This is a genomic window from Mycobacterium sp. SM3041 (genome assembly GCF_039668335.1).
In the GTDB taxonomy this organism is placed as follows: domain Bacteria; phylum Actinomycetota; class Actinomycetes; order Mycobacteriales; family Mycobacteriaceae; genus Mycobacterium.
In genome coordinates this window covers 52,628-71,391 of sequence record NZ_JAYXBQ010000027.1, presented here as the reverse complement: position 1 = coordinate 71,391, position 18,764 = coordinate 52,628, and the positions used below count along the sequence as shown (strand labels likewise).

General features: G+C 68.9%; 14 protein-coding genes and 1 pseudogene. 5 read left to right on the top strand and 10 right to left on the bottom strand.

The window, feature by feature from the left end; all coding sequences use genetic code 11:
- Positions 1-93: 93 nt before the first annotated feature.
- Positions 94-1,931, bottom strand: a pseudogene (locus VXD91_RS07460) (hypothetical protein).
- Between VXD91_RS07460 and VXD91_RS07455 the strand changes: the two are divergent.
- Genes VXD91_RS07455 through VXD91_RS07445 form a run of 3 tightly spaced genes read left to right on the top strand, consistent with a single transcriptional unit; the run spans position 1,897 to position 5,269 of the window.
- Positions 1,897-2,829, top strand: a complete 933-nt coding sequence (locus VXD91_RS07455) for an NAD-dependent epimerase/dehydratase family protein (protein ID WP_212807313.1) — start codon at positions 1,897-1,899, stop codon at positions 2,827-2,829. The pseudogene VXD91_RS07460 and the gene VXD91_RS07455 sit on opposite strands and share 35 nt — an antisense overlap.
- 57 nt (positions 2,830-2,886) lie before the next feature.
- Positions 2,887-4,671: an amidohydrolase family protein gene (locus VXD91_RS07450; protein WP_212807312.1), complete on the top strand. Its 1,785-nt coding sequence runs from the start codon at positions 2,887-2,889 to the stop codon at positions 4,669-4,671.
- 1 nt (position 4,672) lies between these two features.
- The gene (locus VXD91_RS07445) at positions 4,673-5,269 is read left to right on the top strand and encodes a TetR/AcrR family transcriptional regulator (protein WP_020100950.1); all 597 of its coding nucleotides are present in this window, start codon (positions 4,673-4,675) and stop codon (positions 5,267-5,269) included.
- Here VXD91_RS07445 and VXD91_RS07440 read toward each other — a convergent pair.
- From VXD91_RS07440 to VXD91_RS07415, 6 genes are all read right to left on the bottom strand, one after another.
- Positions 5,260-5,619, bottom strand: a complete 360-nt coding sequence (locus VXD91_RS07440) for a DUF2304 domain-containing protein (protein WP_212807311.1) — start codon at positions 5,617-5,619, stop codon at positions 5,260-5,262. The two genes, VXD91_RS07445 and VXD91_RS07440, sit on opposite strands and share 10 nt — an antisense overlap.
- On the bottom strand, positions 5,616-6,308 hold the full coding sequence (locus VXD91_RS07435) for a glycosyltransferase family 2 protein (RefSeq protein ID WP_318985390.1): 693 nt from the start codon (positions 6,306-6,308) through the stop codon (positions 5,616-5,618). The genes VXD91_RS07440 and VXD91_RS07435 overlap by 4 nt, the downstream gene beginning before the upstream one ends.
- 21 nt (positions 6,309-6,329) lie before the next feature.
- On the bottom strand, positions 6,330-7,538 hold the full coding sequence (locus tag VXD91_RS07430; protein ID WP_346415107.1) for a hypothetical protein: 1,209 nt from the start codon (positions 7,536-7,538) through the stop codon (positions 6,330-6,332).
- Positions 7,535-8,869, bottom strand: a complete 1,335-nt coding sequence (locus VXD91_RS07425; RefSeq protein ID WP_346415077.1) for a M1 family metallopeptidase — start codon at positions 8,867-8,869, stop codon at positions 7,535-7,537. Before VXD91_RS07425 ends, VXD91_RS07430 begins: the two co-directional genes overlap by 4 nt.
- Positions 8,866-12,759 carry a Pls/PosA family non-ribosomal peptide synthetase gene (locus VXD91_RS07420; protein ID WP_346415076.1) on the bottom strand — a complete coding sequence of 1,298 codons (3,894 nt, stop codon included), beginning with the start codon at positions 12,757-12,759 and terminating at the stop codon, positions 8,866-8,868. Before VXD91_RS07420 ends, VXD91_RS07425 begins: the two co-directional genes overlap by 4 nt.
- Before the next feature lie 62 nt (positions 12,760-12,821).
- Entirely contained in the window at positions 12,822-13,343 is a 522-nt protein-coding gene (locus VXD91_RS07415) for a 2-oxo-4-hydroxy-4-carboxy-5-ureidoimidazoline decarboxylase (protein WP_346415075.1), read from the bottom strand.
- 112 nt (positions 13,344-13,455) lie between these two features.
- Between VXD91_RS07415 and VXD91_RS07410 the strand changes: the two genes are divergently transcribed.
- Both VXD91_RS07410 and VXD91_RS07405 read left to right on the top strand, forming a co-directional pair.
- Entirely contained in the window at positions 13,456-14,775 is a 1,320-nt protein-coding gene (locus tag VXD91_RS07410; protein WP_346415074.1) for a DUF222 domain-containing protein, read from the top strand.
- A gap of 57 nt (positions 14,776-14,832) precedes the next feature.
- Complete coding sequence (locus VXD91_RS07405; protein ID WP_346415073.1) at positions 14,833-15,219, top strand: DUF393 domain-containing protein; 387 nt, start codon at positions 14,833-14,835, stop codon at positions 15,217-15,219.
- On the opposite strand, the gene VXD91_RS07400 is transcribed toward VXD91_RS07405, so the two are convergent.
- Genes VXD91_RS07400 through VXD91_RS07390 form a run of 3 tightly spaced genes read right to left on the bottom strand, consistent with a single transcriptional unit; the run spans position 15,211 to position 18,675 of the window.
- Entirely contained in the window at positions 15,211-16,119 is a 909-nt protein-coding gene (locus VXD91_RS07400) for an NAD(P)-dependent oxidoreductase (protein WP_346415072.1), read from the bottom strand. The genes VXD91_RS07405 and VXD91_RS07400 overlap by 9 nt on opposite strands.
- Entirely contained in the window at positions 16,119-17,270 is a 1,152-nt protein-coding gene (locus tag VXD91_RS07395; RefSeq protein WP_346415071.1) for a cytochrome P450, read from the bottom strand. The genes VXD91_RS07400 and VXD91_RS07395 overlap by 1 nt, the downstream gene beginning before the upstream one ends.
- Positions 17,257-18,675, bottom strand: a complete 1,419-nt coding sequence (locus VXD91_RS07390) for an AarF/ABC1/UbiB kinase family protein (RefSeq protein WP_346415070.1) — start codon at positions 18,673-18,675, stop codon at positions 17,257-17,259. Before VXD91_RS07390 ends, VXD91_RS07395 begins: the two co-directional genes overlap by 14 nt.
- Positions 18,676-18,764: the final 89 nt, after the last annotated feature.

Here is an 18,764-nt window from a genome sequence, read left to right as displayed (position 1 = left end):
AGTTCTCCTTTTCCTGTGGTCACAGGCCCTTGTGGACTTGCTGACACAGGTAGGAGTGGGCACCGTCCCGGAAGGGGACAGTTTTTTGCGCGGCTATTTGGGCGCCAGGAATCCCACCGGCCCGGAGGCGACGCACACCGACAGCGCCGACGTGTTGGCCTTCACCTGGATCGCGGCCCCGGCGCCGGGTAGCCGGACGAACACCCGGTTCAGGCCGGGGTGTACCGGCACCCGGGCCTCGCGGCCCTCGGGCAGGGACATGGTCAGGGACCCGTCGCTGTTGGCGAGGTAGTTGATCTCGGCGGTCCAGTCGGCCGGCAGCAGCGGGCCGTCGAGCGGCATGGTGACCGGCGCGTCGGTCTGCACCAGGTAGCCGCAGTTCGGTGCCGGTCCCGGGGCGATCGTGCGGGTCCAGGTCACCTGGGCCGGTACCAGCTGGCCGGTCGCGGTGAACATCTGTAAAGAGGTTGTGCTGGAAGCGAATTCGGGGCGGTCGCGCAGCAAGGCGAACATGTGGCTGGCCAGGTTCTGCGGCCATGCCACGCGTTGCAGCACCAGGGGATCGACCTCCTGGTCCAGCAGTGGCACGCCGCGGGGCGCATGGCCCAGCGCTGCCTCGGCGTTGACGAGGTAGGCGCGCGTCGGGTTGTCGCGCCAGCTGGGCAGGAACGTCGCCCACGAGTACAGGCTGCTGGCCACGAATGCTGTTGCGGCACAAGCGACAACGACGCGGCGCCGCGGGGAGTCGTCGAACCGCGTACTCCGGTTGGGTGCGCAGAACGCGACGGCGGCCAGCAGCGCCAGCACCACGACGAGATCGGACAGATAACGCAGCGTCTGTGCCAGCTCGAGGGCGGTGAACTTCGACGACCGCATCAGATAGATCGGTACCTGGCACGCCACCACGTAGCCCACGGCCGCCAGCCACACCGGGCCCAGTCGCCGCTTCCGCAGCAGCGACACCGCAACCACGGCGGCGAGAACCAGCCAGCCGAGGACCATTACTACCGGGCCGGGCGTCGCCCACGGGGACGCCGGCGCCCAGCGCTGCCAGTCCCACGGACCACCGGCCAGCGTGGGCACCAGGCCGTGCGTGACGGACCGCGCCAGCAGTTCCCACGTCATCGCCAGGTCCAGCGTCCAGCGTTTCTGGTTGACCACCAGCAGGTAGACGCTGACCCAGCCGATCGTGATGGTCAGCAGCCCCAGCCACAGCCGCAGGCCGGTACGCCACACCGTCTTGAGCGAGCCGGCCCCCGTCACGTACATCAGCAGCCAGCACACCGCGAACGCGGTGAACGGGATCACCGCGGACTTCTCGAAGAACAGCAGCCCGCCCAAGTAGGCCAGGCAGCCGGTCCACACATACCGCGGATTTCCGGTGCGGACCAGGAGAATGGCGTCGGCGCAGACCCAGGCCATGGCCGCCGCCATCGGTAGCGCGTTGAGCCCCGCCGACCACCAGGCGAACGCCGGCACCCCCAGCGGCGTGAACAGTGCGAACGTCAGTGGCACCAGCAGTACCGGCCGCCACCCGAGGATGACGCGCAGGGCGCGCAGCAGCGCCACGGACGCGACGAGTTGCAGCACCACCAGGCTCACGGCCGGCCAGAACCACGTCAGCGGGGCCAGTCGTGTCAGCACCCCGGCGAGCAGGAATCCGGCGGGCATTACGTGCCCGTCGTGGTCATTGAAGAGGAAGTCCGGCGACAGGAGCGAATGGGTGCCGGCCTGGCCGATCAGGATCAGGTCGTCCCAGTAGAAGTAGCCGCCGAATGCGAGGACCGCCCGCAGTATCAGCTGCAGCGCCACCAGCGCGGCGGCGGTTCGGGCGACCCAGTTCACTCTTGTCGACTGTACGGGGCGTCACGCAGCAACCGTCGGTATGGTTGCGCCGTGCGAACACTTGTCACTGGTGCTGCCGGGTTCATCGGATCGACGCTCGTCGACCGGCTCCTGTCCGAAGGACACGACGTCGTCGGGCTCGACGACTTGAGCAGCGGCAAGGTCGACAACCTCGCCCAGGCCGAGCAGAACGAGCGATTCGAGTTCGTGAAGGCCGACATCGTCGACGCCGATCTGCACGCCATCGTGGCCGAAGAGCAGCCCGAGGTGATCTTCCACCTGGCCGCGCAGATCTCCGTCGCACGGTCGGTGACCGACTCGCCGTTCGACGCCGGGGTCAACGTCGTCGGCACCGTGCGGCTGGCCGAGGCGGCGCGCAGCAACGGCGTGCGCAAGGTCGTCCACACCTCGTCGGGCGGGTCGATCTACGGCGTCCCGCCGGGCTACCCGACCAACGAGGACATGCCGGTCGATCCGTCGTCCCCGTACGCGGCCAGCAAGGTGTGCGGCGAGGTCTACCTCAACATGTTCCGCAACCTGTACGGGCTGGACTGCTCGCACATCGCGCCCGCCAACGTCTACGGCCCGCGCCAGGACCCGCACGGTGAAGCCGGCGTGGTCGCGATCTTCAGCCAGGCGCTGCTGGCCGGGCGGCCCACCAAGATCTTCGGTGACGGCACCGACACCCGCGACTACGTCTTCGTCGACGACGTCGTGGACGCCTTCGTCCGCGCCGGCGGGGAAGCCGGCGGCGGGCAGCGGTTCAACGTCGGTACCGGGGTCGAGACGTCGGTGGCGCAGCTGCATACCGCGATCGCCGCGGCCGTCGGCGTGCCGGACGCTCCTGAGTTCCACCCGCCGCGCCTGGGTGACCTGCGGAAATCGTGCCTGGACATCAGCCGCGCCGGTGCCGTGCTGGGGTGGAGTCCCAAGGTGGCGCTGGCCGAGGGCGTGGCCCGGACGGTGGACTTCTTCCGCCCCTGACCTGCGATTACGCAGAAAAAGATTGTAAGCACTCACTTTCTGTCCTAGTCTCACGTCATGACCTACGACGTGATCGTCAAAGACGGCTTGTGGTTCGACGGCACCGGCCGCACGCCGCAACTGCGCAACCTGGGTATCCGCGACGGCGTCGTCGCGACGGTGTCGGCACAACCACTTGATGAGACGGGCTGCCCCGACGTCATCGACGCCAAGGGCAAGTGGGTGACGCCGGGCTTCATCGACGTGCACACCCACTACGACGCCGAGGTGCTCCTCGATCCGGGCCTGCGGGAGTCCGTCCGCCACGGCGTGACGACGGTGCTGCTGGGCATGTGTTCGCTGTCGACCGTCTACGCCGAGAACGACGACGCCGCCGATCTGTTCAGCCGCGTCGAGGCAGTGCCGCGCAAGTTCGTCGTCGGTGCGCTCGAGCAGAACCGGTCGTGGTCCGGTCCCGCCGAGTATGTGCAGGCGCTCGAGGCGCTGCCGCTCGGCCCGAATGTCAGCTCGCTGCTGGGTCACTCCGATCTGCGCACCTCGGTGCTGGGCCTGGACCGCGCGACGACCCCGAACGTCACCCCGACCAACGCCGAGCTCGAGACTATGGCGTCGCGGCTCGAGGCGGCCCTGGACGCCGGCATGCTCGGCATGTCCGGCATGGACGCCGCCATCGACAAGCTCGACGGTGACCGCTTCCGGTCCCGCGCCCTGCCGTCGACCTTCGCCACCTGGCGGGAGCGCCGCCGCCTGATCAAGGTGCTGCGCAAGCGCGGCCGCATCCTGCAGAGCGCGCCCAACGTCGCCAAACTGCAAGAGGCACTGAACTTCTTCCTCGAGAGCAGCGGCTGGTTCGGCCGTCGCCGCGGCGTGCGGATGAGCCTCCTGGTGGCCGCCGACGCCAAGTCGTCGCCCGGCGCGGTGTACCTGCTGGGCCCGGTGACCCGCCTGGCCAACAAGGTACTGAACTCGAAGGTCCGCTTCCAGCACCTGCCAGTGCCGTTCGAATTGTATTCGGACGGAATCGATCTCCCGGTTTTCGAGGAGTTCGGTGCGGGCACCGCCGCGCTGCATCTGCGTGACCAGCTGGAGCGCAACAAGCTGATGGCCGACCCGGAGTACCGGCGCCGGTTCCGTAAGTCGTTCGACAAGAAGGTGCTGGGCCCGACCCTGTGGCACCGTGACTTCCACGACTCGACCATCGTCGAATGCCCCGATAAGTCGTTGATCGGCAAGAGCTTTGGCCAGATCGCCGACGAGCGCGGCATCCACCCGCTCGACGCGTTCCTCGACGTCCTGGTCGAGCACGGCGAACGCAACACCCGCTGGACCACGATCGTGGCCAACCACCGTCCCAAGCAGCTCGACAAGCTGGCCGTCGAACCGTCGGTGCACATGGGCTTCTCGGATGCCGGTGCGCACCTTCGGAACATGGCGTTCTACAACTACGCGCTGCGGATGCTGCGCCGCGTGCAGGACGCCGACAAGGCCGGCCGCCCGTTCATGACCACCGAGCACGCCGTGCACCGGCTCACTGGTGAGGTCGCCGACTGGTTCGGTCTCGAGGCCGGCACGCTGCGTCAGGGTGAGCGCGCCGACTTCGTGGTGATCGATCCTGCCGGCCTCGACGCCGGACTCGAGGCGTACCACGAGGATTCGGTGGAGTTCTACGGCGGCCTGAGCCGCATGGTCAACCGCAGTGACGCCGCCGTGGTGGCGACCGGTGTGGGTGGCCAGGTGGTGTTCCGCGACGGCGAATTCGTCGAGGGCTATGGGCAGACCGTGAAGTCCGGCCACTACCTGCCAGCGCGCGGCGCGAAACTGCCGGTGGCACAAGCGGTCTGACGTGGCCAGAACGCAACAGCAGCGCCGGGAGGAGACCCGGGCCCGGCTTCTCGACGCCGCGATCGCCACCATCGTCGAGGTGGGCTATGCCCGCGCCTCGGCGGCGGTGATCGCGCGCCGGGCCGAGGTCTCCGACGGCGCGCTGTTCAAGCATTTCGCCACCATGGGTGATTTCATGGCCGCCACGGCGCTGGAGGTCATGCGCCGGCAGCTGGAGCAGTTCAGTAAGCAGATCGCCGAAATCCCTTCGGACCGGCCGGCTCTGGAGGGCGCGTTGATCGCGCTGCGCGACATCAGCGGCAACGCCACCAACGCCGTGATGTACGAGCTCATGGTGGCGGCGCGCACCGACGAGAAGCTGCGGACGACGCTGCAGGGCGCCCTCGTGGAATACGGCCGCAACATCTACGAGACCGCGCAGGAGATGCCCGGCGCCGATCAGTTGCCGCCGGAACTGCTCATGCTGATCGTCGCCGTCATGGTCAATACGTTCGACGGCGCGGCGCTGATCCGCGCCGTGCTGCCGCAGCCGGAACTCGAGGATGGCCGCATCCAACTGCTGGCCACGATGCTGGGGAGTCTGGGCGTTCAGACCTGACGGATCGGCGGCTCGGGATCGGGCACCCGCGCGCCTTCCAGCGCCACCGCGCGGGCCAGTTGGGCGTAGCGCAGTTCGAGGTCCTTGAACCGCATGTAGGCGCTGATGGTCGTGAACAGGAACGCGATGACCAGCGCGTACAACAGCAGGTCGGCGCCGCGGCCGATGCCGAGCCAGTGCGCCACCACCGTGGTGTCGTTGGGGCGCAGGATCGCGTAGATGGCGCCGAGCACGAAGAACACGTAGCCGACCTTGACCCAGGCCCGGGATTGCGCGTTGCGCCGCGACGAGAACAGGTAGGCCAGCAGCAGGACCACCGCGCCGATCAGTAATGCCTTGGTCCAGATCATCGGCGCAACCTCCCGCGCAGCAACCCGTCGACGATGATGTTGACGCCGTTGACCAGCGGCTGACCCTTGGACATCGAATAGTCGGTGTACAGGATGTGCACCGGTTGTTCGGCGATCCGCCACTGGTTCTCCACGATCAGCGCGACGAATTCGCTGGCGTGGCTCATGCCGTTCATGGTCAGGTTCAGTCCGTCGGCCACCGTCTTGTTGAACACCCGCAGCCCGTTGTGCGCATCGGTCAGGTGCAGCTGGCGGCTGGACCGGCTGAGTTTGGCGACGATCGGCAGCAGCAGCCGCTTGAGCATCGGCATGCGGTCGGGCGGCCGGTCGGCGAACCGCGTGCCTATGACGATGTCCAGATCCTCGGCCCGCAGCCGGTCGAGCATCCGCACGACGTCCTTGACCTGGTGCTGGCCGTCGGCGTCGAACGTGGCGAAAAACTGTGCCCCGGGCCGGGATCGGGCGTATTCGACGCCGGTCTGGATGGCCGCCCCCTGACCGAGGTTCACCGGATGACGCACCACGTGGGCGCCGGCGGCAAAGGCGCGGTCGCCGGTGTCGTCCCGGCCGCCGTCGTCGACGACGACGACATTGGGGAAGACGGCGCGCACATCCGTGACGACGTCGGCAATGACGCTCGCCTCGTTGTACGCGGGGATGACGATCCAGACGTCGTGATAGAAGGACATGTTGCTGCCGAAACTACACGCTCAGGGGCGCCTGATCGCGCTCAGCGCGGCGAGGTGGACGACGATTCCGACCAGCGGTCCGCACATCAGCGCGACGATGGTGCGGGTCTGGAGGTCCAGCGGCAGCAGCAACAACAGTGCCGCGGCCACGGTGGCGCTCACCCAGCCGATCGCGTAGGCGCGGTGCAGCGCGGCGGCGACGGTCGCGGCCCCGGTCAGGGTCAGGAAGGCGATGGCGACGGCGCCGGCCGTCAGCCAGGCCAGCAGCGCGCCGCTCGCGGCGTACTCGGGCCCGAACAGCGTGCGCAGCAGCCACGGCCCGAGCAGCCCGGCCGCCACCACTGCCAGGGCGCCCAGTCCGGCGAGCACCAGGGTCGGCGTGAGTAGCGCGCGCAGCCTGCGGTTGTCGACGAAATGCGCGATGAGGTTGCCCTGCATGGCGGTCAGCGGGACCAGCAGCGGGGCGCGGGTCAGCGTCACCGCCAGGATGATGACGCCGCCGGTGGCCCCTAGGTCGCGGGACGTGGCCTGCAGCAGCACCGGGAAACCCATCACCAGCACGGCGCTGGCGCCCGCCGCGGCGATCGAGTGCGCCGACCCCGTCAGGAACGTCCGCGGGGTGCCGGGCGTGGGGATGGCGGCGGCGGACCGGGCGACGTGGGAGGCCAGCAGCAGGATCAGCCACGACATCGACCCGGCGACGGTGGCCCACAGGTAGCCGTCCAGGCCCCAGCCCAGGATGAACGCCGCGACCGCGACGGCGACCCGGATACCCGCGTCGGTGACCATGAGCGTGCCGTACTGGGTCCAACCGTCCGCCCCGGCCAGCACGCCCAGGAGCGTGGCGTGCAGGCAGAAGCCGGCGAGGCCGACGCTCAGCAGTGTCACGCTCAGCGGGGTGGATTCGACGAACACGTGTGCCGCCCACAGTGGGGCGGTGCCGGCGATCAGCAGGCCCGCGGCGACGGCTACGAGCGCGGCCACCCGGAGCGGCTGCAGGTGCGGTCCCGGCTGGGGCTCGGCGATGCGCGCGACGCGGACCTCACGGGTGGCCTCCTGCAGCAGTCCGTTGGCCGCGCCGGTGAACAACCCGAATGCGCCCCAGAAGACGCTGAACACCGAGAACCCGGCGGGGGCCAGATCGCGCGCGGCGAGGTACAGGATCGCGTAGCCGCAGAGCGCGCTGAGCACCGTCGCGACGGCGACCCGCGCCACACCGCTGGGTTTCACAGTGCCGGCAGCTCCGTCGTGTAGAGCCACGCGGTCCACAGTCCACGCAGGGACTGGTCGGTGTAGTTGGCGGCCAGGCCGGTGAAGTCGTCGGTCAGCGCGGTCGAGTGCCGGTACCGGGTGGTCCAATCACGCAGTAGCGCAAAGAAATTCGCGTCGCCGATGGTGCGCCGCAGGGCGTGCAGGGTCAGTGCGCCGCGCTTGTAGACGCGGTCGTCGAACATGTCCTCGGGTCCGGGATCGGCCAGCAGGAGGTTCTGCGGCAGGCCCCGGAGTTTCTGCAGATTGTGGGCGGCCAGCTGGTCGGCGGTGCGCCAGCCCGACTCCTCGGCCCACAGCCACTCCGCGTAACAGGCAAATCCCTCGTGCAGCCAGATGTCGCGCCAGCGTCGTACCGTCACGGAGTTGCCGAACCACTGGTGCGCCATCTCGTGCGCGATGAGCCGCTCGGCGCTGCGGCGACCGTCGCAGTGGTTGGCGCCGAAGATCGAGATACCTTGCGCCTCCAGCGGGATCTCCAGGTCGTCGTCGGTGACGACGACGGTGTAGCCGGTCGACAGCGGATACGGCCCGAACAGCCGGGTGAACAGCTGCATCATCTGGGGCTGGCGGCCGAAGTCGTATTCGAAGTTGCGGATCAGCCGCTGCGGCAGGGCGGCGGACATCGGCACCGGCGATTTGGCCAGGCGCACCGTCTCGTAGCGGCCGATCTGCAGCGTGATCAGATAGGTCGACGTCGGCTCGGCGAGCTCGTACACCCACAACGTCTGTGCCGCACGGGTTTTCCGGCTCACCAGCTCACCGTTGGCGACCACCCGGTACGGGCTGTCGGTGCTGATCGCGATGCGGTAGCTGGCCTTGCTGCTCGGGTGGTCGTCGCACGGGAACCAGGACGCCGCGCCGTTCGGTTGCCCGGCAACCAGGGCCCCTTCGGTCAGTTCCTCGAAACCGACTGCGCCCCAGATGGATTTGATGGGCCGCGGGTTACCGCCGTAGCGCACCGTCACCTTCATCGCGGCGCCGGCGGGCAGCTGGTCGGCCAGCGTGATGTGCAGCTTGCCGTTGACGGTGCGGAACTTGGCCGGTCGCCGTCCGTTGACCTCGACCTTGGCCACCGACAGGTCGTCGGACAGGTCCAGGGTGAACCAGTTCAGCGACGCCAGGGTGACTGCGGTGATGTGGGCGATGCCCGTCAGCCGGTTGCTCTCGACCTTGTATTCGAGGCTCAGCTCGTAGCGGGACACCCGGAAACCGAAGTTGCCGTTGTTGGGCAGGTACGGATCGATCACCGGTGCAACGCTTTTGCGGTCCTTCTTGTTTGTCCGGGTCACGCGGCCTGCGCCTTATGTCGGTTGCCGGACTTGCGCTTCTTGCCGACCCACGGGGCAATCGGATTGCCCTGCCAGCGCGTCGAGGCCGGCACCGCGTCGCCGCGCATCACCAGGGAGGCCGGGCCGACGGTCGCGCCCGCGCCGATGCTGGCCGCGGGCAGCGCGACGCAGTGGGTACCGAGCGTCGCGCCCGCCTCCAGCACCACGGTGTCGAGCTGCATGATGCGGTCGTGGAACAGGTGGGTCTGCACCACGCAGCCCCGGTTCACCGTCGCACCCCGGCCCAGCGTCACCAGGTCGGCCTCTGGCAGCCAATAGGTTTCGCACCACACGCCGCGACCGATCGCCGCGCCGAGGGCCCGCAGCCACAGGTTCATCACCGGGGTGCCGCTGGCCGCGCGGGCGAACCACGGGCCGGCGACGGTCTCGACGAATGTGTCGGACACCTCGTTACGCCACACGAACGGCGACCACAGGGGGTGCTCGACGGCCCGGATGCGTCCGACCATCAACCATTTCGCGACCACGGCGATGGCACCGGCGATGGCGCCCGCGTTCAGCAGGACCAGGCCGGCGCCCAATGCCGCCCACACCCAGCCCAATTCGCCGGCCAGGGCCTGCAGGACGCCGAGGACCGCCACGCCGATGCCGAACGTCACCATCACCGGGACGATCCGCAGGGTCTCGACCGTCGACCGCATCACCTTCAGGCGCAGCGACGGATGGAAGGTGCGCACCGCGTCGGCTTCGGTTGGCTGGCGGCGCAACCGGATCGGCGGACTGCCCAGCCACGACGAACCGGCCTTGGCCTTGTGCGGCGTCGCCGACAGCACGGCGACCAGACCGTCGTCGGGGACGCGGCGGCCGGGCTGGGTGATGCCCGAGTTGCCGAGGAACGCGCGCCGGCCGACGGTCGCCTTCGCCACGTGAATCCAGCCGCCGCCGAGCTCGTACGACGCCACCATGGTGTCGTCGGCCAGAAACGCGCCGTCGAGCACCTCGGTGAATTTCGGGGTCAGCAGGGCCGTCGAAATCTCGGTGTCCTTACCGACTTTCGCGCCGAGGATTCGCAGCCACCACGGCGTCAGCAGGCTGGCGTAGATGGGGAACAGGTAGTTGCGGGCGGCGTCCATCAGGCGCTCGGTGGCCCACAGCTGCCAGCCCACCCGGCTGCGCACCGGGTGGTAGCCCTCGGTCAGGCCGAGGGCCAGCAGGCGCACCCCGATCACGGTCAGCGCGGCGTACACCGCCATGGCGACCACCGCGGCGACGGGCGTCCACAACGCGACCGGCAGGACCGCCTCCGGCAGCGAATCCGTATGGCGCACCGGCGGAATCAGCACCGCGAGCCCGGCCGCGAGGGCCAGGATCGGCAGTCCGCCGAGCAGCACCGACGTCAGTCCGTACATCGCGACCCAGATGGGCGCGCGGCCCGGCCTCTCGTCGGGCCACGGGTGGTGGGCCTTGCCCGACTTCACCGCCGGCGAACCCTTCCAGTATTGCTTGGCCTTGACCTTGCCGATCACGCCGGAACCCGGTGCGACGTCGGCGTTCTTGCCGACCACCGCACCCGGCAGCAGCGTCGTCCGGGCACCGATGGTGGCGTCGTTGCCGATGCTGATGGGGCCGACGTGGAACAGGTCGCCGTCGATCCAGTGGCCGGTGAGGTCGACCTCCGGCTCGACCGAGCAGCGGTCACCGAGCGTGAGCATGCCGGTGACCGGTGGCGTCGAGTGCAGGTCGACGCCCTCGCCGACGCGGTTGCCCAGTGCGCGGGCGTAGTACACCAACCACGGTGCACCGGCCTGGTTTTCGGCGCCGCTGGCCTCGCCGAGCCGTTCGGCGAGCCAGACCCGCAGGTGCTCGGAGCCGCCGCGTTTGTAGGTGCCCGGTTCCAGGCCGGACAGCAGGGCGCGGGCGGCGAACACGGCGATACCCATGCGGCCGATCGGCGTGACGAACACCAGGAATCCGACGAGGACCACCCACCAGTTCACGGTGTGGGCCCAGGGCAGCAGGTGCAGCGCCGCGGCGACGTTGTTCAGGATGGCCAGCCACACGACCCACTGCATGCCGGCCAGCGTCGCGAGCGGGATCGCGGCAGCGGTCTGGATGAGCTGCGTCGTCAGCGGAACCGGTGTGACGCTTCGGGTTTCGACGAGCGGCGGCGGGTCGAGTTCATCGAGGTAGCCGGCCAGAGAGCCCAGGCGCGGGTGGTCGTACAGGTCGGCGACGGTGACCTGTGGGTACTTCTCCCGCAGTAGCGAGACGAGCTGCGCGGCGGACAGTGAGCCGCCGCCGAGTGCGAAGAAGTCGGCGCCGGGTCCGTCGATCGGGGAGGCCAGCACGTCGCGCCACAGCCCGGCGAGCCAGCCCATGGTGCCGTCGAGGTCGGGACTGTCGTCGCCCGCCGCGCCCGCCCCTTCGATGGGCCACGGCAGTGCGTTGCGGTCGACTTTTCCTGATGTGCGCGTGGGCAATTCGTCGACCAGGACGAGGCGCGGCACCAGCGCGGCGGGCAGCGACTCGGCAAGTGTCTTGCGGGCCTTGGTGATATCGAATTCGGGGTCGGCGCTGGCGATGTAGCCGACCAGCAGGGGAGTGCCGGTGGCGGTCTTGCGCACCGCGGCGGCACCACCGCTGACACCGGGCAGGTTGACCAGTGCGGCGTCGACCTCGCCGAGCTCGATGCGGCGGCCGCCGACCTTGACCTGATCGTCGGCGCGGCCCTGGAAGTAGAGGCCGTCCGCCTCGAGCCGGACCAGGTCACCGCTGCGGTACGCGCGGCCCCAACCGAGGGTCTCCATCGGCGCGTACTTCTCGGCGTCCTTTTCCGGATCCAGGTAGCGGGCCAGGCCGACGCCGCCGATCACCAGCTCGCCGACGTCGCCGTAGCCGACCTGCAGGCCGTCCTTGTCGACGACCGCCAGATCCCAGCCGGGCAGCGGCAGGCCGATGCTGACCGGGCCGCCGCCGAGTGGCGCGAGGCACGCGACGACCGTGGCCTCGGTCGGTCCGTAGGTGTTCCACACCTCGCGGCCCTCGACCGCCAGGCGCTCGGCGAGCTCGGGTGGGCAGGCCTCGCCGCCGAAGATCAGCAGGCGCACGGCCTCCAGGGCCTCGGCGGGCCACAGCGAGGCCAGCGTCGGGACCGTCGAGACGACGGTGATGTCGCGGGATACCAGCCACGGGCCCAGGTCCATGCCGCTGCGCACCAGCGAGCGCGGGGCCGGGACGAGGCAGGCGCCGTGGCGCCAGGCCAGCCACATCTCTTCGCAGGACGCGTCGAAGGCCACCGACAGCCCGGCCAGCACCCGGTCGCCCGGGCCCAGCGGGTTGTCCTTCAGGAAGATTTCGGCCTCGGCGTCGACGAACGCGGCGGCGTTGCGGTGCGTCACCGCGACGCCCTTCGGGGTGCCGGTGGAGCCGGAGGTGAAGATGATCCAGGCGTCGTCGCGGGTCAGCGGGCGGCCGGCCTGCCAGCCGCGGGTCGAGCCGGGCCCGCGGACCAGGCCCGCCTCGGTGATGATGCCGACGACGCCGGCCTCGCCGAAGACCAGCGCGGCGCGTTCCTCGGGATCGTCGGCGTCGACGGGGACGTATGCGGCGCCGGTGGCGAGGGTCGCCAGGATCGACACGTACAGCGCGTAGCTGCCCGACGGCATGCGGATGCCGATGCGGTCACCTCGGCCGATGCCGCGCGCGGCCAGCCAGGCGACGCTCTCCTCGACGTCGGCGATCAGCTCGGCATAGGTGAGCTGGACGGTGCCGTCGTCGATGGCGGGTGCATCGGGATATTGGTCGGCCGTGGCGTAGAGGATGTCGATGAGGGTCCGGGCCTGCGGTGCGTTCGCCGAACGCACGTACTGCGGGGGGATCTCCTGATGCACGGGTACAAACTACTAAGGCTTGGCGAACGCTTCCTGGCGGCGGGCATGCCGTGGCGGCTTCGTTACCAGTTGTTGTAGCCGCCTTCAGGCCCGAGCATGCGCTCCAGTCGCGTCCGGTTGATGCGGGCCAGCTCGTTGCGGACCACCTTGCGCTCGGTCTCGTGGTCGTTGTGCATGCGGTCGGCCATGTGGGTCAGCACTTCGTTGGCGCTCATGGCGCCGACGAACATCACGAAGTCGAAGCCGAAGTGGTCACGGTAGGTCGCGGCGTGCGCGGTCAGGGTTGCCATGAGATCGGGGTCGCGGTCGCACACCGCGCACTGTTCGAACTGTGAGCGGGCGCTGCCGGGGCGGCGGCCGAGCTGCGGATAGGCCTGCAGGATCGCGTCCACCGAGGAGTCGCCGAGCGCGAAGAGGAGGTCGTCCGCCCGCCGGAACAGGTGGTCGTGGTCTTTGTAGGCGCGTCCGTCGGCGAGGCTGCCGGCCAGGGGCACGCTGTAGCAGCATTCGTACAGTGCGTGCACCGCCCGCTGCTTCGGCATGGCGTTGAACGCGTCGAGACCGATTCCCTGATGCATCAACACATAGACATCATCGAATCTGCAGGGTACGGGCAGATTTCCTCGTGTTACAGCGGGGCAAATTCATTTATCTGGGGTCTGGCGTGCATCACAGGTATCCGATAGAATCGCACATATGTTCGAAACGCCGTTGATGGACCCTGAGGCCGATGAGGCGGCGTTGTCGGGTCGTATGGCGGAGCTCGAACGGGTCAAAGCGCGTGCGGCGGCCCAGCAGGCGCGGCTGGCGGCCGCACTTGAGGCGCGGCGGGTGGCGGCGGCCGCGGCGGGTGGGCCACGGGTGTCGCGGGCCGCGCTGGGTTCGGAGATCGGGTTGGCGCGGCGCGAGTCGCCGCATCGGGGTGAGCGGTTGATGGCGATGGCCCGCATCCTGGTCGCGGACATGCCGCGCACGCTGGCCGCGTTGGAGTCGGGTGTCCTCTCCGAGCACCGGGCCGAGCTGATCACCAAAGAGGCCGAGTGCCTGTCGGTGTTGGGTCGCCGGCTGCTGGATGCCGAATTGTGCTCGGACCCTGCCACCCTCGACGGTAAGGGTGATGCCGAGATCACCGCCGAGGCCAAGCGGATCGCCTACCGGCTCGATCAGGAGGCGATCGTGCAGCGGGTGCGCCGCGCGCCGGCCGGGCGTCATGTCCGGTTCCGGCCTGCTGGTGACGGCATGGCCACCGTGAGCGTGCGGCTGCCGGCTGCCGAAGGCCGCGCCATGCATACCGCGCTGTCCGATGAGGCGGCGAGCACGCTGGCCTCGACACTGCCGGGCAGGACGGTACCGGCCGGGTTGGGCCGCACCCACGACCAGATCATGGCCGACGTGATGGTGCAGCGGGTCACGGGCCGCAACCCGGTGCAGTCGCCGGTGCCGGTGACGGCGAACCTGGTGCTCTCGGATGAGACCCTGCTCGGCGGTGGCTCAGAACCGGCGCATCTGGAGGGGTACGGGCCGATCCCGGCCGAAATAGCGCGGGATCTCGTCGTGGTCGGCGCGCTCGATGCGCAGGGCGCGGCCGCGGTGCGGCGCCTGTACGCCCAGCCGGGTACCGACAAGCTGGTGGCGATGGAGTCGAAATCCCGGGCGTTCCCGAAAGCCCTGGCCCGGTTCATCGCGTTGCGGGATCAGATCTGCCGGACCCCGTACTGCAACGCCAGGATTCGGCACACCGACCACATCTGGCCGCGCGCGCAGCATGGCCCGACCAGCGTGCACAACGGTCAAGGCCAATGTGCGCACTGCAACTACGTCAAAGAAGAACCCGGCTGGCACGCGGCCACAACCTACGACCGGCACGGCCGCCACACCGTCACACTGACCACACCTACCGGTGCGGTCTACACCTCCGCCGCGCCGCCGATGCCGACAGGACTGCAAATCCTGACCCGCAGGGTCCATCTCGCGATCATCGACGAGGGATCGCGCCCGCGAATCATGCGCAACTAGCCCTGATGTGTGGCGACTCACGGTTTCCGGCCGCGCCTGGCGGCGCATGATGAAGTCATGGACGGTGTGCTGTTCTTCGACGGCAAGTGCGGGATGTGTACCCGCGCCCGCAATCAGTTGTTGCGGATGAATCGCACCGGCCGGCTGCGCACCGAACCACTGCAGAAGCCCGGTACCGCCGAACGACTCGGAGTGGCACCGGAGCACTTGATGGAATCGGTGTGGTGGCTGGATTCCTCCGGCGAGGTGCTCGGTGGCGCCAAGGCGGCGAACGCCGCCGTGGCCGCGGCGATCGGCACCCGGTTGCCGTTGTGGGTTTATGGCATCCCGGGCGTCGGCGCGCTCCAAGAGTGGATCTACCGCTGGGTCGCGACCCACCGCTACCACTTCCGCGGCGTCACACCGTGGTGCGAATCCGCACCCTCGGAATGTGTTTCACCGTAGCTCTGCCATCGCGCGGTAACCCTCGAGTGCGCTGGGGTAGCGGGGACGCCAGCCCGCAGCCTCGCGAAAGCGCTTGTTGCTCACCCGAAGTGACCTCGTCATCGACGTGAGTCGGTCACCGAGCAGGAGCCCCAGCCGTCCCGGCCCGCTGATCCAGATGCGGCGCCCGACGGCGGCGGCGCAGGCCTCGGCGTATTCGCGCTTGGTGAGTGGCCGGTCGTCGACGATGTTGTAGGTGCCGCCGGGTGCCGTGAGTGCCGCGACGACGGCGCTCGCCGCATCCGCGACGTGGATCGACGACAGGTAGGTGCCGGGCCGTCCGGGAGAGAACCCGATGTGCCACTTGGCCATGTCGAGGATCTGTTCACTGTGCGCGGCATGCGGGCCGTAGAAGACGCCGAACCGCAGGATCGTCGCCTGCCCGCCGGCCGCTGCGAACCGGCGTGCGCTGGCTTCGGCGGCGTGGTTGCCGCGCGTGATGGGGTAGTGGTCGACGGGCTGGTCTTCGTCGATCCAGTCGCTGCCGCCGTCGCGGTAGATCATCACCACGGATTCTTGAATCAGGTTCGGAATGCCCGCATCCCGCGCGGCATCAACAACGTTCGCGGACCCCTCCGAACGCACGCGCTCACATTCCGCCCAGGCGGATTTGCGGATGAACGCCGTGGTCGACGGCAGCGCCGACGCCAGATTGATCACCGCGTCGTGGCCGGTGAATGCGTCGGCCAGCCCATGACGGTCGAACAGCGGCACCGAAACCGGCTCAGCGCCCTGGCTCCGCAACCACGCGGCTTTCGCATCGCTGCGAGCCAGCGCCGTGACGGCGTGCCCCGCCGCGACAAGGGCGGGCACGGTGTGGATGCCGATGGCGCCCGTCCCGCCGGTCACGAACACCCGCATCAGCTGAACGCCACCGGCAACGTCTGCGGTCCCCGAATGGCGGGCGTATCGCGCCACGTGACTGCGCCGCGGATAACAGGTTGGCGCGCAAGGACTTCCCGCAACGCGACGGTCAACTCGAGCTGGGCCAGCGCCGAACCCAGGCAGTAGTGCGCGCCGTACCCGAAGGCCACGGGGGCGGGGCCGGTGCGGTCCAAGCGGAAGCGGTCAGGTTCGTCGAACACCGCCGGGTCGCGGTTCGCGGCCGCCACCACGACGACGACGCTGTCGCCGGCGGCGATGTCGACGCCGCCCACCGTCTGGTCCTCGGTCGCGGTGCGCACCGTCGACTGCACCGGGCCGTCGAGTCGCAGCAGCTCGGTGATGACGGCCCCGTCGACGGTGTCGACCTGTTCGGTCACCAGCCGAATCAGCCCAGCGCCAAGCAGATTCGCGGTGGTTTCGTGTCCGGCGACCGCGATGAGGATGGCGGTCACCACGACGTCTTCGAGCGACAGTTCGGGATCGGTGGCGATGAAGCTGAACAGGTCATCGCCGGGATTGGCCCGTCGATCGGCGGCGAGCGGCAGGAACTCCGCCATGAGTGCGGCGGCGGCGCCGAAGCCCTCGGCCACCTCTACGGGATCGGCCAGGGTGCCGAGCATGCGGATGATCGACGGCGACAGTTCGCGCAGCGACGCCGCGTGGCCGGGTTCCAGCGCGAGCCATTCACCCACCACCGCGATCGGCAACGGTAGGGCGATCCGCGACATGAAATCGAACGGCTCGCCGGTGGGTGCCTGCGCGATGACCTCGGCGGCGATGGTCTCCACGCCTTCGGTCAGCCCGGATATCGTGCTGCGGGTGAACGCGTCCCGGACCGCGCCGCGCAGCCGGTCGTGGTCGGCGCCGTCGGTGAAGAGCATCGACGCCTTCGCGAATTCCGGCCCCAGCATGGTCATCGACGCGCGTGCCACCGGGTTGGCCAGCGGGTCGCTCGTCCAGCCGGAGCCGCCCAGCACCTGCCGGGCCGCGTCGTAGCCGAGCACCAGCCAACCTTGTGCGGCGTTGTCCCACACGACATCTCCGTCGCGCCGCCGGGCTTCGTAGAAGGGGTAGGGATCGGCGGCGTCCCAGGGCAGCCGGGCTGCCGTGACGTCAGCGGTGCTCATGATCGTCTGTCCCGAAAGGCAAGCCACGCTCGCGAACCCAGGCCACGTGCTGTCGGCCCAACTCTGTGATCGGCTCGGCGACGCCGTCCATGTCGTCGACCGCGGCACGGGCGTGGAAGGTCGCGTGCAAGGCGGTGAAGATGGCGTTCATGGACAGGTTGAGCCGGGAGAAGAACACAAAATCGGCGGGCACCGTGATGTGCCGCATGGGATGGTCGGAGTCGCGGATGTCCAGCATCGAGGCGATGGCACGCCGCGAGGTCTCTTCGGTGTAGGTCACCGGTTGCGGGACAAGCAATTCGTAGATGATCTGTTGGTACCAGCTGTAAGCGTCATCCGCAGTGAGTACGGAATCGGCTGTTAAGAAACCAGCTTCGACCATGGCTGCTCGAAGCTGGTCTCGCTGGCCGTCTACCGCAGCGCGGAGCATGTGCACGATCTGGCCGCGTTGATGCTCGGTGAGTACCTTCACGCAGCCGAAGTCGACGAATCCGACCGTGCCGTCAAGGCCGAATCGGTAGTTGCCCGGGTGTGGGTCGGCGTGGAACAGATTGCCGTGCCGGTACGCTCCGGCGATGAACCGGGTGATCACCTCGGCCCAGGTGTCCTTCAAGTTCTGATCGACGTCTTGCGCTGCGGCCCAGTCCAATCCGTCCAGATACGTCATGGTGAGGACACGGTCGCCGGATGCCTCGCGAACGACCTCGGGTACCCGGATGAACGGATGATCGCGGTACAGCTCATGGAACGCGGTGATGTGCGCGGCTTCCCTGCGGTAGTCGATCTCCTCGGAGATGCGTTCGGAAATCTCCGCGGCGATGGGTGTGACATCGGGCAAGACGGTGCCGAGCGTGCTCGCCGCGCCTGCCGCGAACCGGAACATCGTCGCCAACAGCTCGGTGTTCGACAAGTCATCGCGAATGGCTTGTGCCACACCGGGATACTGCACCTTGACCGCGACGTCGCGGCCGTCGTGCAGCACCGCACGGTGGACCTGTCCGATGGACGCCGCCGCCATCGGTTCGTCGGAGAACGAGGCGAAGACCGCGGAGATCGGGCGACCGAGATCATCCTCGACGACCCGCCGGGCCAGCGCTGAATCCATCGGCGGCGCGTCGGCCTGTAGCCGCGTCAGTGCGCGCTGGTACGGCGAGAGTTCGCCGCCGCCAATGGCATTGGCGTCGACCATCGACACCAGTTGGCCGGCCTTCATCAACACGCCCTTGGAGTGGCCGAGGAGTTCGGCGTACTGCTCGGCGGTGCGCTCATGGAAACGTTCGACGGCGCCGGTGTTGCCGGCCTTCTCCCGCAGCGCCGCGACCATCCGGCCACCGGCGGCGCGTGCGGTGAAGCCGGCGACCGGCATGGTGCGGCGGATGCGTCCGCGCGGCACATTCCCGGTCATTGCGCCTCCCAGCGTTGTATGGTGACCTAGTACGAAATATATGACCCTTCTTATATCCGGTCAATGGTGGGGAGGCAGCGGTGGAAACC